This window comes from Vogesella indigofera, assembly GCF_003633895.1.
GTDB classification, from domain to species: domain Bacteria; phylum Pseudomonadota; class Gammaproteobacteria; order Burkholderiales; family Chromobacteriaceae; genus Vogesella; species Vogesella indigofera.
Window position 1 is genome coordinate 50,999 of sequence record NZ_RBID01000020.1, and the last position, 14,010, is coordinate 65,008.

The following is a 14,010-nucleotide window of genomic DNA, read 5'->3' on the forward strand; positions in this document are numbered from 1 at the left end:
ATGATCATCAACAACAAAACGCCAGTCGGCGAAGTGCGCCCTAGCCAATTGCTGTGGACTTATGGCCCCGGTGCGCTGATCGACCTGCCCAGCCTTTCCGTCGTGACGCTTGGTATCGACCGCTGGGAAAAGGATCGCTGCCAGCCGATTCAGGAGGCGCGGCTGCTCGCTGCAGTTCGGAAGGTTCTAGGCGCGCAGGTTGAGAACCTGCGGATGCCGCCTTTCCAGAAAAGCGAACTCAATGACGTCTGGTCGGCAGAGGCTAATATCGGTGTTCCCGTGCGGCCATTCCCGCGCTGGATGCGCTGCGTGAAGTGCGGCCTGCTGTCGCCCTTTGATGCTGGTCTGTTCGAGATCAAGGAGAACCGCTTCAGGCCAGAACGAACCCGTTTCGTGCACAAAGGCTGCCGTGGCTCCAAAGGCGACCAACCGGCCAAGGACGCGGATGCCGTCCCAGCGCGTTTTCTGCTGGCCTGCCGCGATGGCCATCTCGACGACTTCCCTTGGCACTACTTCGTCCACGGCGGCAACAGTTCTTGCAAAGGCACATTGCGCTTCTTCGAGAGTGGTGCATCGCTGCAAACCGAAAATCTGTGGGTGAAGTGTGATGCCTGTGGGGCGTCTAGAAGTATGGCGCACGCCTTTGGAAAAGCCGGAAAAGAGAATCTGCCGGGTTGCCGAGGGCGTCACCCACACTTGGATCACTTCGATAACGAATGTGATGAAGAGGCTCGCGCAGTTCTGCTGGGTGCCACGAACAGCTGGTTCCCGATCACGCTCTCCGCACTTGCAATCCCCCAGACCAAGGACCCGCTCAGTCAACTGATCCAGGATGGCTGGGAGTTTTTCGACGAACTTGAATCCGAAGCCGAGGTGTCGGTGACGGTGAAGACCTTGAAGAAGACCGGGGCGCTGCCAGGAGTCGACAAGTATCCGGCTGCGTCGATCTGGTTGGCCGTCGAAGCACACCGCAATGGCGGCGGACAGGAGGTCGTGGGTGAGGTCGAAATCAAAGGGCCCGAGTGGGATGTTCTGACAGAGGCCAACCCGCCCACGGACTACCCGCATTTCATGAGCAAGAAGGTCGGTACGCCAACGGGACTCGGTGGCCATATCAGTCGAGTCTTGCTGCTCGAACGTTTGCGCGAGGTGAATGCGCTGCTGGGTTTCACTCGGGTCGAAGCACCCGAAGAGTCTGGCGACCCCGGTAAGCGTCCGCAGATGGCCAGCCTTTCACGTAGCAAGCCCGATTGGGTGCCCGCCAACCAGGTTCATGGTGAAGGAATCTTCATACAGTTCGATGAGGCTGCGCTCGTCAAGTGGGAAGCTCTGGATGGCGTGAAGAAGGTCGACCAGATGCTCCGTGGTGGTCATAGGGGATGGCGCAATTCGCGTCATCTCGACCCAAGCGAGGGCTACCCAGGCATTCGTTACGCGATGCTGCACACGCTGTCTCACTTGCTGATTCGTGAGCTGGCACTGGAGTGCGGATACAACGCCGCGAGTATTCGTGAACGCATCTATGCCGATACGTCGGGCGCTAACCCGCAGGCAGGTATCCTCATCTACACGGCAGCAGCCGATTCTGACGGCACGCTGGGTGGTCTCGTCGATCTTGGCAAGCCTGAAAATCTTGGCCGCTTGCTGCAGCAAGCGCTGAATCGCTCGAAGATCTGCTCCTCTGATCCTCTCTGTTCGGAACATGATCCAGAAAAGGATCGATCACTGCATGGCGCTGCCTGCCATGCCTGCAGTTTGGTAGCGGAGACCTCTTGTGAGCGAGGTAACCGCTATCTGGATCGATCGCTGCTCGTACCAACACTCGAACGCACCGACGCTGCTTTCTTCAAGGGTTTCTGACATGGATGAACTCTTGGATGCCATTGCAGCTTTGGTCTCTCTGATTTCGCCTGAAAAGGTACAGGCCATTGCTACCCGCGTTCGTCGAACCGATGCCTGCAAAGCTGCGACGACTCTGTCGAGTGTAGTTGGAACCCCTGGGGCCAGAACCGTGGTCGAGCAACTCGCAGCTGCGTGGCAAAACACCACGGTCGGTTCAGATGAACTGGCTTCGATGCTTCTCGCCGCCAGCCACGTCCACACCAAAGCCGCTTTGGAGCAGTCCACCGAACTCGTGTGGACTGGCCCGACGACACCGTTCGTGTCGGCGCGTCGAACAGAGCAAGCGCTTCTGCAGGTCATCAATTCCGCTGAACAGTCGTTGTTCATCACCAGCTTCGTAGCCTATGACGTGTCGACCATCGTTAAAGCCTTGAATGCCGCCGCTGGGCGCGGGGTGAGCATCACTATGTTGCTGGAGTCCTCGCAAGACCATGGTGGCAGCATCAACATCGACGTCATTGGCAAGATGCGAGGCTTAGTGCCTGACGCACAGCTCTATGCATGGCGCGACAAAACCAGTGATTTTGCTGATGGCCGTGTGCACTCGAAGGTAGTAGTCGCTGATGATCGCTCCTGCTTCATTACCAGCGCCAATCTCACCGGCTATGCGATGGAGAAGAACATGGAGGCCGGAGTTCTGATCACTGGAGGGCCCATTCCGCACCTCTTCGATGCGCACTTACGTTCACTGATCGATACCAAAATCATTGAGCTTGCTTGAATCTTACTGATCAAATTGTCAATCCCGACCGCGTCGCGAAGAGGTATACCACCGCTTGATTTTTTTCGCTAGGACGACTGCTTAGCATCTCAAACTTCCCAGATAACCTCGCAAGCCAAGTACTCACCAATGACAAATTTGATACGTACAAAGCCTCCATCATCAATAGCTTGATATCTATAACGGCCTTCTTGAACCTCAACCCAATCGTTGAGGATTAAATGCAAAAGATGTTCATCACCGTCGGAATTAGCCAGCTTTACCGTGACTACACGCAAGCGTTGTATCCCACGTGAGCCTATCTCTCCGTAGGTCTGAATTGCGTAAGGGGAGTTGAACTCTTCCAAAAATTCCTCAGATAGCAGCGCCATGGGCTGCCACCATACAGAAGCAGGCTCTCCGCGACACTCTTGCCTTAATTCGTAGGCCGCATGGCATCTCGCTAGCTTTAGAAGAACGCGCTTTACTCTTTCATGCTCGACTTCAAATATTATCCGTGTCCCGTCGAAAGTCTTGGATGACGCAATACGAGCCTGCAGAACTGGTGACCTGTCTAGTAGCGCTGCAATATTTGATCGTCGGATTTTTGTGGGATCCGCAGAGCCAGCAATGACAGCCTCAATTAGGCAGGCAACATATTCCTCATCTTTGGAAAACCCATTATTGCAAGGATAGCAAGCGCCGACTATGGGCAGATTTTCAGGGTATGGCTTGTCCAGAAATACACGCGAAGGAACATGCTCACGCGTGTTGTCTTGAGCCCCGCAGTAAATGCAGCCCTGTAGCAGCCGCTCGTCAGAGTAGTCCCTTAACTGTTCCATCGTGCTTTCTCTCTGCCTATTTGTCTAACAGGATTTACACAAACATGATTACCCGTATATCAACCGATATTGCTTACAGTCATCATCCAACATAAATGTCATTATTTTCAACCATTAGTCAAGGGCTGACCACCCACAATCTACCGGATACCATGGCCTTGTCTCTATCATTCGCGGTAGCGGTGGCGGCCATGTTTCAAGTCGGCGAAATGATAGTGATTGTCAGACACGAAGCTATGGCAGTTTTGTGGTGAGAGCTAGTGGAGGACGCCGTGCGAATACTCATTGAAAGTCTGGCGCACACCAGTCGGGTAATTGCCGACTGGATAGGGTTCTACAACCACCGGCATAGGGATGAAGACGCCAGCGATGATGTACCAATTAGCAGCCTGACTTGTGCTGAAAAGGCTGGGTCATTACAAGTCTGTACTCACTAGCTTCAAGGTCTCTTCCAGACACGTGTCTCCCAAAAGTTGAAGCCCCCATCTTTGGGGGCTTCTGCTTTTGCGCACTATCTCTGCGAACTGGTGAGCACTAATGTGCGAAAAGTCGCATTAATTGTGCGAACGTACACCTACAACATCACACGTCAATATTCCGCGCAATCAAGGCGTGGCTTTCGATGAAGGCACGTCTTGGTTCCACGTTATCGCCCATCAGCGTGGTGAACACGTCGTCGGCGGCCATTGCGTCTTCGATGCGTACTTTCAGCAGGCGGCGTACGGTCGGGTCCATGGTGGTTTCCCACAGCTGGCCGGGGTTCATCTCGCCCAGACCCTTGTAGCGCTGGATGGACAGGCCCTTGCGGGTTTCGCCCAGCAGCCAGTCGAGGCCGTCGCCGAATTCGCTGATCGGCTTCACGGTCTCGCCGCGCTTGACGCTGGCGCCGTCGCGCAGCAGGCCGTGCAGCATGTCGCGGGTCTGGCACAGGATGTCGTAGTCGGCGGTGGCGAGGAAGTCCTGATCCAGCGCGGTGACCAGCACGTTGCCGTGCAGCTGGCGGGTGATCTTCAGCATCCAGGCGTCGTTCTTGTCGTCGCGCAGCACGTTGAGGCGGATCAGTTCCGGCGGCAGTACCGCGGCCAGTGCGGCAACGGCGGCATTGGCCGCGGCTTCGCTATCGAGGGTGATGCGGCCAACCTTGAGGAAGGCGTGCAGTACCAGCGGATCGACAACGCGGCTTTCGCGATCGATGGCGGCGCGGGCGAGCAGGAACTGGCGCGCCACTTCGCCCAGCGTGTCGCCGGACAGTGCGGCTTCGCCGGCGGCCGGGATCAGTTCGGCCTTGTCCAGTGCCAGTTGCAGCAGGTACTGGTTTAGCTCGTAGTCGTCCTTCAGGTAGCGTTCCTGCTTGCCGTGCTTGGCCTTGTACAGCGGCGGTTGCGCGATGTAGATGTGGCCGCGCTCGACCAGCTCCGGCGTCTGGCGGTAGAAGAAGGTCAGCAGCAGGGTGCGGATGTGGGCGCCGTCGACGTCGGCGTCGGTCATGATGATGATGCGGTGGTAGCGCAGCTTGTCCGGGTTGTACTCGTCCTTGCCGATGCCGCAGCCCAGCGCGGTGATCAGGGTGGCGACTTCCTGGCTTTGCAGCATCTTGTCGAAGCGCGCGCGCTCGACGTTGAGGATCTTGCCCTTCAGCGGCAGGATGGCCTGGAACTTGCGGTCGCGGCCCTGCTTGGCGGAGCCGCCGGCGGAGTCACCCTCGACCAAGTACAGTTCGGACATCGCCGGGTCTTTTTCCTGGCAGTCGGCCAGTTTGCCGGGTAGGCCGAGGCCGTCCATCACGCCCTTGCGGCGGGTGATTTCACGCGCCTTGCGCGCGGCTTCGCGGGCGCGGGCGGCGTCGACGATCTTGCCGATGATGATCTTGGCGTCGCCCGGGTTTTCCATCAGGAAGTCCTTCAGCGCTTCGCTGATCACTTCGTTGACCACCGGACCGATTTCGCTGGAGACCAGCTTGTCCTTGGTCTGGCTGGAGAATTTCGGGTCCGGCAGCTTGACCGACAGTACGCAGGTCAGGCCTTCGCGCATGTCGTCGCCGCTGGTATCGACCTTGGCCTTCTTGGCGGCATCGGATTCCTCGATGTAGCCGTTGAGGGTGCGCGTCATCACCTGGCGCAGTGCGGTGAGGTGGCTGCCGCCGTCACGCTGCGGGATGTTGTTGGTGAAGCACTGCACGTTTTCCTGGTAGGAATCGTTCCATTGCATCGCCACTTCCACGGTCATGCCGTCCTTTTCGCCAGTGGCGTAAAAGGTCTTCGGGTGCAGCACCGACTTGTTGCGGTTCATGTACTGCACGAAGCCGGCGACGCCGCCGGAGAAGGCGAAGCTTTCTTCCTTGCCGCTGCGCTTGTCGAGCAGGGTGATCGCCACGCCCTGGTTGAGGAAGGACAGTTCGCGGATGCGCTTGGCGAGGATGTCGAAGTGGAATTCGATGACGCCGAAGGTTTCTTCGCTGGCACGGAAGGTGACTTCGGTGCCACGGTAGGTGGTGTGACCGGTCATGGTCAGCGGCGCCACGGCTTCACCGCGGCGGAATTCCATTTCGTGCACCTGGCCGTTGCGCCAGATTTTCAGCTTCAGCCAGTCGGACAGCGCGTTAACCACCGACACGCCGACGCCGTGCAGGCCGCCGGAGATCTTGTAGCTGTTGCTGTCGAATTTGCCGCCAGCGTGCAGCACGGTCATGATCACCTCGGCGGCGGAGCGGCCTTCTTCCGGGTGGATGTCAGTGGGGATGCCGCGACCGTTGTCTTCCACCGAGATCGAGTTGTCGGGGTGGATGGTGACTTTGATGGTATCTGCGTGGCCAGCCAGCGCTTCGTCAATGGCGTTGTCCAGCACTTCGAACACCATGTGGTGCAGACCGGTGCCGTCCTGGGTATCGCCAATGTACATGCCGGGGCGCTTGCGTACTGCATCCAGACCCTTCAGGACTTTAATACTGTCCGCGCCGTATTCCTGTTCGCTCATAAAACCACTCTTTTGTCAGCCAGTGCGTCCGGGGCGGTTGCCCCACTGTTGAAAACTGTTGCCGTGCCGGCCTAACCGGCGTGCGGCCAACGCTGGACAAAGGTTGGCCGCAGTGCGATGCCGCCCGCCACCGTTGCCGGTGGCGGATGGCCTGTCGTCAGATGCGCATCGGCATCACGACATACTTGAAGTTGCTGTTGTCGGGGATGGTGACCAGCGTGGAGCGCACGCTGTCGCCAAACGCCATCTGCAGGGTGTCGGCCGACAGGTTGGTCAGCACGTCCAGCAGGTAGTTGATGTTGAAGCCGATTTCCAGCTCGCCGCCCTGGTAGGCGATTTCCAGTTCTTCCTGCGCTTCTTCCTGCTCGCTGTTGGTACACAGGATCGACATCGCGCCCGGCTTCAGCACCAGCCGCACGCCGCGGAATTTCTCGTTGGCGAGAATGGCGGCGCGCTGCAGCGCGTGCAGGAAGGTCACGCGCTCGATCAGGAAGATCTTGTCGTTATCCAGCGGCACCACGCGGTTGTAGTCGGGGAACTTGCCGTCGACCACCTTGCTGATGATCACGGTGTTGCCGAAGCTGAAACGCACCTGGTTGGACAGCAGCTCGATGTTGATCGTCTCGTCACTGTCCTGCAGCAGCTTGTACAGCTCCAAGATGGTCTTGCGCGGCAGGATCACCTCGGCCTTGTCGAGGCTGGCCTCGATGTCGGCGCTGGCAAACGCCAGGCGGTGGCCGTCGGTGGAGATCAGCCGCACCTGGTTGCCCTCGGTCTGCAGCAGCAGGCCGTTGAGGTAGTAACGGATGTCCTGCACCGCCATCGCGTACTGCACCTGCGAGATCAGGCGCTTCAGGTCGCGCTGGCTGAGCTGGAAGCTGGCTTGCGCGGCACTGCCGGCCGACAGCAGCGGGAAGTCGTCCGCCGGCAGCGTCTGCAGGTTGAAGCGGCTCTTGCCGGCTTTCAGCATCAGGCGGCCGTCCTGCTGTTCCAGCGTGACCATGCTGTTGCCGGGAATGGCGCGCAGGATGTCCTGCAGCTTTTTCGCCGAGGTGGTCAGGCGGAACGCGTCGCCGGCGATGTCGTCCGGACTGGCGGTGGTGATCTGGATTTCCAGGTCGGTCGCCAGGAAGCTGACGGCTCCTGCCTGTTTTTCGATCAGCACATTCGACAGAATGGGCAGGGTGTGGCGGCGCTCGACGATGCCGGTAACAGCCAGCAGTGGCTTGAGCAGGGCATCGCGTTCGGCTTGCAGAATCAGCATGTGCGGACTCCCGAAGGGTTACAGTGTCGTTATCAAATGAATCAGTTGCGCAACATCGCGAGCAACGTATCGTAATCGTGCGCGATTTCGCTGTCATTACCGCGCATTTCGGCAATGGTCTTGCAGGCGTGCAGCACGGTGGTGTGGTCGCGGCCGCCGAAGGCGTCGCCGATGTTCGGCAAGCTGAGCGAGGTCAGCTCCTTGGCCAGCGTCATCGCCACCTGCCGCGGCCGCGCGATGTCGCGCGAGCGCTTCTTGCTGTGCATGTCGGACAGCTTGATCTTGTAGTAGTCGGCCACCGTCTTCTGGATGGTCTCGATGGTGACCTGGCGGTTGCCGGCGGCGAGGATATCCTTCAGCGCTTCCTTGACCAGCTCCATGGTGATGCTCTGGTTGCTGAAGCGGGCGTAGGCCACCACGCGCTTGAGCGCGCCTTCCAGCTCGCGCACGTTGCTGCGCACGTTCTGGGCAATGAAGAAGGCGACGTTGTGGTCGAGCTTGGTGTTGTCGGCCTCGGCCTTCTTCATCAGGATGGCGACGCGCATTTCCAGCTCCGGCGGCTGGATTTCCACGGTCAGGCCCCAGCTGAAGCGCGAGATCAGGCGCTCTTCCATGCCCTCGATCTGCTTGGGGTAGCTGTCGCAGGTCATGATCACCTGCTTGCCGCCCTCGATCAGCGCGTTGAAGGCATAGAAGAACTCTTCCTGGGTGCGGTTCTTGCCGGCAAAAAACTGGATGTCGTCGATCAGCAGCAGGTCCAGGCTATGGTAGTAGCGCTTGAACTCGTCGAAGGCCTTGTGCTGGTAGGCACGCATGATGTCGGCTACATAACGCTCGGCGTGAATGTAGCGGATCTTGGCCTGCGGATTCTTCAGATAGACGTGGTTGCCGATGGCCTGGATCAAGTGGGTTTTACCGAGGCCGACACCGCCGTACACGAACAGCGGGTTGTAGGCTGGATCGCCCGGATTCTCGGCAATCTGCATCGCCGCGGCGCGCGCCAGCTGGTTGCCCTTACCGGTGACCAGCGTGTCGAAGGTGAAGCTCGGATTGAGGCGGGTGCTCTCGTGGCCGCCGCCGATGGCCTTGACCGCGGTCTGCTTCGCCGTCGGCGCTACCGCCGGGGCGTTGGCGGCGACCTTGGCCACCGCGCTTTCCACATCGACGCTGGCGGCAGGGGTGCCGTTGCTGCGCGGCGCACTGCTGGCCGGCGCCGGACGCGCCACCGCGACCGGTGCCCCGGCGGCGGCGCCAATGCGCAGCTCCACCGACACTTCGCCCAGCAGTTCGATCGCCAGCGCCTCGATGCGCGCCAGGAAACGATCCTTAATGAACTGCAGGATAAAGCGGTTTGGCGCGTACAGCACCACACCCTCGTCGCCTGCCTCGGCAGAGAGCGGGCGGATCCAGGTGTTGAATTGCTGTGAGGACAGTTCTTCCTCAAGACGCGTCAGGCACGCAGGCCAGAAGTTTTCCGGTTCAGTCATCAATGCTTCATGTTAAAAACGAAATGCCGCCGCAGACTAACGGGTAGTTCGGGGGCGGCGGGGAGGCTGCGCGCGCGGCGGGTGCCGGGCGGCAGTCACGATGTTTGGTGTGGAATCGCCCTGTTTCTGGTGTCTGGCGGGCGGCGATCCGGCGCTGCCGATGCCGTCCGGGCGGACAGGGTCACAAGCGATACATTCTACTGGCTTTGCCAAAAGTTATCCACAGCACCGGCAAAATATCGCCGCCGCCCACAACGATGGCTAACGGCAACAGCCGGATCGCCGCCTGCGCCACAGCATCGCCGACAATCGGGGCCGCAAACTGTTAATTAGGTTGACAATTCCGGCATTTATCTATGTAATCACGCGTTTATTTCCGTTTCGAAACAGGAAAATTATCATGAAACGTACTTACCAGCCTTCCACTACCCGCCGCAAGCGTACCCACGGCTTCCTCGTTCGCTCCAAGACCCGTGGTGGTCGCGCCGTTCTGGCCGCCCGTCGCGCCAAAGGTCGCAAGCGTCTGGCTGTATAACGCTTGGACAACACATTTCGCCGTGCGCACCGGCTTTTAAAAACGGATGAGTTCTCATCCGTTTTTCATTTGCGCAACGCGCGCAGTAACCAATTGTTCCAGGTGTATGCCCGCCCGAACGGTCTGACCCACGCCCGTCTCGGTCTGGTGGTCGGCAAGAAGGTGGCCAAACGCGCCAACCGCCGCAACTACATCAAGCGCACCGTGCGCGAGTGGTTTCGGCTGCACCGTCATGATCTGCCGCCGATGGATTTTGTCGTCAGATCACGCCAGGCCTACTATCGCGGCGAATATCACGAAGCGGTAAAGGCATTGGCTGCGCTCTTTGCTAAACTAGCCCGATGTCGCGACTCTTCGTCCTCTTGATCCGCTTTTACCAGCTGGCGATCAGCCCCTGGCTGCCGCCGCGTTGCCGGTATCAGCCAACCTGCTCCGGCTATGCCATCGAGGCATTGCAAAAGCACGGCGTGATCAAGGGCAGCTGGCTAGCGATACGACGGATTAGTCGTTGCCACCCGCTCGGTGGCAGCGGCCATGACCCGGTTCCCTGACTTTTCCGGTAAGTAAGATGGATTCCAAACGACTGATCATCTTTATCGCGCTGTCATTCAGCATCCTGTTGCTATGGCAAGAATACTTTGCGCCGAAACCCGTCGCCAAGCCTGCCGTGACACAGCAAGCCAGCACAGCCGCGAGCAGTAGCGATACCCCTGCCGCCAACGCCAGCAACGTCGCCCAGCCTGCCGACAGCAGCAGCCTGAGCCGCGGCCAGCGCATCACCGTCACCACCGACCTGGTCAAGGCCGAAATCGACACCACCGGTGGCGATCTGCGCAGCCTGCAACTGCTCAAGCACAATGCGGCGGAAGACGCCAGCAAGCCGTTCGAGCTGTTTACCGACAAGGGCGCCCACCTGTACGTGGCGCAGACCGGCCTGATCGCCGCCGGCAACGCCGCGCTGCCGACCCACAAGACCCAGTTCAGCGCCGAAAAGACCGCCTACACGCTGCAAGGCAACAAGGTCGAGATCAAGCTGACCGCGCCGGAAGCCAATGGCGTCAAGGTGAGCAAGGTGTACACCTTCCACAAGGGCAGCTACCTGATCGATGTGCGTTACGACATCGTCAACGCCGGCACCACGCCGCTGGCCAGCACCGCCTACTTCCGCCTGCTGCGTGACGGCAAGGCACCGGAAGGCGAAAGCCGCTTCGCACAGACCTTCACCGGCCCGGCGGTGTACACCACCGAAGGCACCTTCCAGAAAGTCGCCTTCTCCGATCTGGACAAGGGCAAGGCCGAGTACGTGAAGAGCGCCGACAACGGCTGGGTAGCGATGCTGCAGCACTACTTCATGAGCGCCTGGATCCTGAAACCGCTGGACGGCAAATCGGTATGCGCCAACGCACAGGCCTGCCAGTTCCAGCTGGAACCGAAGAACGGCGCCTACTCCGCCGCCGCCATGGTCAACGTGGCACCGATCGCGGCCGGCCAGAGCGCCAGCATCACGGTACCGCTGTACGCCGGCCCGGAAGAGTACAACACCATCACCAAGGTGGCCGACGGCATGGAGTTCGCCAAGGACTTCGGCATGGTGCACATCTTCGCCTCGCCGCTGTTCTGGCTGCTGACCAAGCTGCACTCCATGGTGCAGAACTGGGGCTGGGCCATCATCCTGCTGACGCTGATCGTGAAGGCGGTGTTCTACCCGCTGACCGCCGCTTCCTACCGCTCGATGGCGAAGATGAAGGTGCTGGCACCGCGTCTGGAAAACCTGAAGCAGCAGTTCGGCGACGACCGCATGAAGTTCCAGCAGGCGGTGATGGAGATGTACAAGACCGAGAAGGTCAATCCGCTCGGCGGCTGCCTGCCGATGCTGATCCAGATCCCGGTGTTTATCGGCCTGTACTGGGCGCTGCTGGCCTCGGTCGAGCTGCGCCAGGCTGACTGGCTGTACATCGCCGACCTGGCCCGTCCGGATCCGTACTACATCCTGCCGGCGCTGATGGCGATCACCATGTTCGCGCAGACCTTCCTCAACCCGCCGCCGGCCGATCCGATGCAGGCGAAGATGATGAAGATCATGCCGGTAGCGTTCTCGGTGATGTTCTTCTTCTTCCCGGCCGGTCTGGTGCTGTACTGGGTAGTCAACAACCTGCTGTCGATCACACAGCAGTGGTATGTGAACCAGAGCATCGAAAAAGCCCGCAAACTGGCACTGCAATCGTAAGCAGCCGCCAAGCTGGCGTAAAATCAAAGCCCGGCCGTCATGGCCGGGCTTTTTACCTTGTTGAGGGTCTCCAGCCAAGCGCGCACCGCTTGCCTCGACACCTTCGCCTTGCGGCCAACGTTGGCCGCAAGCAACCGACCCGACGGACCCCGCGATGAACCTTGCCTACACTCCCAGCACCATCTGTGCCGTTGCCACCGCCCCCGGCCGCGGCGGCGTCGGCGTGGTGCGCATCTCCGGCCGCGCGCTGCTGCCGCTGGCCCAGGCCCTCAGCGGCGGCAAGACGCCCAAGCCGCGCTACGCCACCTACACCGATTTTGTCGCCGCCGACGGCACGCCGATCGACAACGGCCTGCTGCTGTTCTTCCCCGGCCCGAACAGCTTTACCGGCGAGGACGTGATCGAGCTGCAGGGCCACGGCGGCCCGGTGGTGCTGAAGATGCTGCTGTCGCGCTGCGTCGAGCTGGGCGCACGCCTCGCCGAACCCGGCGAATTCACCAAGCGCGCCTTTCTCAACGACAAGCTGGACCTGGCGCAGGCGGAGAGCGTCGCCGACCTGATCGACGCCGCCAGCGAAAGCGCCGCCCGCAGCGCGCTGAAATCGCTGAAGGGCGCCTTCTCCGGCGAGATCCACACCCTGGTCGACGAACTGATCACGCTGCGCATGCTGGTGGAGGCGACGCTGGACTTCCCCGAGGAAGACATCGACTTTCTGGAAAAAGCCGACGCCGTCGGCAAGCTGCAGCGCCTGCGCGGCCAGCTGGGCAAGGTGCAGGCCACCGCCCGCCAGGGCGCGCTGCTGCGCGAAGGCATGCACGTGGTGCTGGTCGGCCAGCCCAACGTCGGCAAGTCCAGCCTGATGAACGCGCTGGCCGGCGACGACATCGCCATCGTCACCGACATCGCCGGCACCACCCGCGACACCGTGCGCGAGGAAATCGTCATCGACGGCGTGCCGGTGCACATCATCGACACCGCCGGCCTGCGCGATACCGACGACGTGGTGGAAAAGATCGGCATCGAACGCACCTGGCAGGCGGTGGAACGCGCCGACGTGGCGCTGGTGCTGGTCGACAGCCGCGACGGCATCGTGCCGGAGGTCGAGGCCATCCTGGCCAAGTTGCCGCCGCGCCTGCCGCGCGTGCACGTGTTCAACAAGGTGGACCTGTCCGGCGACCAGGTTGGCCGCAGCGAGGAAGATGGCCACCCGGTGGTGCGGCTGTCGGCGCGCACCCACGCCGGCGTCGACGACCTGCGCGCACTGCTGCTGGAGATGATCGGCTACCAGGGCGACAGCGAGGGCGTATTCCTGGCCCGCGAACGCCACCTGGATGCCATCGCCCGCGCCGCCGGCCATCTCGACCTCGCCGCGCAGGACTGGCAGCAGGTGGAGATCTTCGCCGAGGAGCTGCGCATGGCGCAGAACGCGCTGTCGGAGATCACCGGCAAGTTCACCCCCGACGACCTGCTCGGCGTCATCTTTTCGCGCTTCTGCATCGGCAAGTAAACGCCCCGCCCTGCCGCAACCGTACCCCACAAGCACCCGCCGCCATGGCGGGTGTTTGCTGTCTGCCGGCGCGCGGCGCCGCTATGCGGGCTAGCGCACCGACCGCCACCAGCGGGCGGCGCAGTGTGGCAGTCGGGCCCGCTGCGGGTCCGGCGTTGCCGCATCATGATGATGCGGCAACCGCAGGCACCCACGCCTGCCATCACGCTGAGGTCCGGCTATGACAGAAAACGAGATAATGGCAAAACTGAAGAGTATTCGCGGCGGGCGCGACCGTGCCGTGCTGGCCGGCTTCTGGCTGATGATGGGCTCGCGACAGGGCGTGAAAACGCTGGGCTTCGCCGAGCTGCGCAGCCTGAGCGGCGACAGCCGTGCGCTGTTTCATGCCATCAGCAACGGCCTGCTGTCGCACCGCCTGCCGCAGCTGTCCAGCCGCCACACCAGCGAGCTGTTGCACATGCTGCACGCCGACCACGGCCTGCCGGCACTGCATTAAGCCACCGCCATCCCGCGCCGCCCCCACGGCGGTGCCTCCCTGACCAGCAATCCGCCCGCGTGGCGGATTGTTGCTGC

At 60.9% G+C, this 14,010-nt stretch carries 12 protein-coding genes; 8 read left to right on the top strand and 4 right to left on the bottom strand.

The genetic code is table 11. The features are described 5' to 3' along the window. Both drmB and drmC read left to right on the top strand, forming a co-directional pair. Nucleotides 1-1,860 (top strand): DUF1998 domain-containing protein, encoded by a 1,860-nt coding sequence (drmB, locus tag C8E02_RS16550; RefSeq protein WP_120812679.1) that lies wholly within the window; start codon nt 1-3, stop codon nt 1,858-1,860. A gap of 1 nt (nt 1,861) precedes the next feature. Next, nucleotides 1,862-2,623, top strand: coding sequence for a DISARM system phospholipase D-like protein DrmC (gene drmC / locus C8E02_RS16555; RefSeq protein WP_120812682.1), 762 nt, complete (start codon nt 1,862-1,864; stop codon nt 2,621-2,623). 89 nt (nt 2,624-2,712) lie between these two features. Here drmC and C8E02_RS17290 read toward each other — a convergent pair whose 3' ends face one another. The 4 genes from C8E02_RS17290 to dnaA form a co-directional block, all read right to left on the bottom strand. Continuing rightward, entirely contained in the window at nt 2,713-3,444 is a 732-nt protein-coding gene (locus C8E02_RS17290) for a hypothetical protein (RefSeq protein WP_147424513.1), read from the bottom strand. Nucleotides 3,445-4,026: 582 nt separating this feature from the next. After that, nucleotides 4,027-6,417, bottom strand: coding sequence for a DNA topoisomerase (ATP-hydrolyzing) subunit B (gene gyrB / locus C8E02_RS16565; RefSeq protein WP_120812687.1), 2,391 nt, complete (start codon nt 6,415-6,417; stop codon nt 4,027-4,029). Nucleotides 6,418-6,574: 157 nt separating this feature from the next. Then, a complete protein-coding gene (dnaN, locus tag C8E02_RS16570) occupies nt 6,575-7,681 on the bottom strand; it encodes a DNA polymerase III subunit beta (protein WP_120812689.1) in 1,107 nt (368 codons plus the stop codon). 41 nt (nt 7,682-7,722) lie between these two features. Continuing rightward, nucleotides 7,723-9,168, bottom strand: a complete 1,446-nt coding sequence (gene dnaA, locus C8E02_RS16575; RefSeq protein WP_047967467.1) for a chromosomal replication initiator protein DnaA — start codon at nt 9,166-9,168, stop codon at nt 7,723-7,725. 400 nt (nt 9,169-9,568) lie between these two features. Here dnaA and rpmH point away from each other — a divergent pair, with 400 nt between their 5' ends. The 6 genes from rpmH (at nt 9,569) to C8E02_RS16605 (ending at nt 13,933) form a co-directional block, all read left to right on the top strand. After that, nucleotides 9,569-9,703, top strand: coding sequence for a 50S ribosomal protein L34 (gene rpmH, locus C8E02_RS16580; protein ID WP_008955801.1), 135 nt, complete (start codon nt 9,569-9,571; stop codon nt 9,701-9,703). Between the two features lie 3 nt (nt 9,704-9,706). Then, complete coding sequence (gene rnpA / locus C8E02_RS16585) at nt 9,707-10,069, top strand: ribonuclease P protein component (RefSeq protein ID WP_047967466.1); 363 nt, start codon at nt 9,707-9,709, stop codon at nt 10,067-10,069. Then, on the top strand, nt 10,045-10,254 hold the full coding sequence (yidD, locus tag C8E02_RS16590; protein WP_082133746.1) for a membrane protein insertion efficiency factor YidD: 210 nt from the start codon (nt 10,045-10,047) through the stop codon (nt 10,252-10,254). Before rnpA ends, yidD begins: the two co-directional genes overlap by 25 nt. A gap of 17 nt (nt 10,255-10,271) precedes the next feature. Further along, entirely contained in the window at nt 10,272-11,930 is a 1,659-nt protein-coding gene (gene yidC, locus C8E02_RS16595; protein ID WP_120812692.1) for a membrane protein insertase YidC, read from the top strand. A 154-nt stretch (nt 11,931-12,084) separates the two neighbouring features. Further along, a complete protein-coding gene (mnmE, locus tag C8E02_RS16600) occupies nt 12,085-13,437 on the top strand; it encodes a tRNA uridine-5-carboxymethylaminomethyl(34) synthesis GTPase MnmE (protein WP_120812694.1) in 1,353 nt (450 codons plus the stop codon). 238 nt (nt 13,438-13,675) lie between these two features. Beyond that, nucleotides 13,676-13,933, top strand: a complete 258-nt coding sequence (locus C8E02_RS16605; RefSeq protein ID WP_047967463.1) for a hypothetical protein — start codon at nt 13,676-13,678, stop codon at nt 13,931-13,933. Nucleotides 13,934-14,010 lie beyond the last annotated feature (77 nt).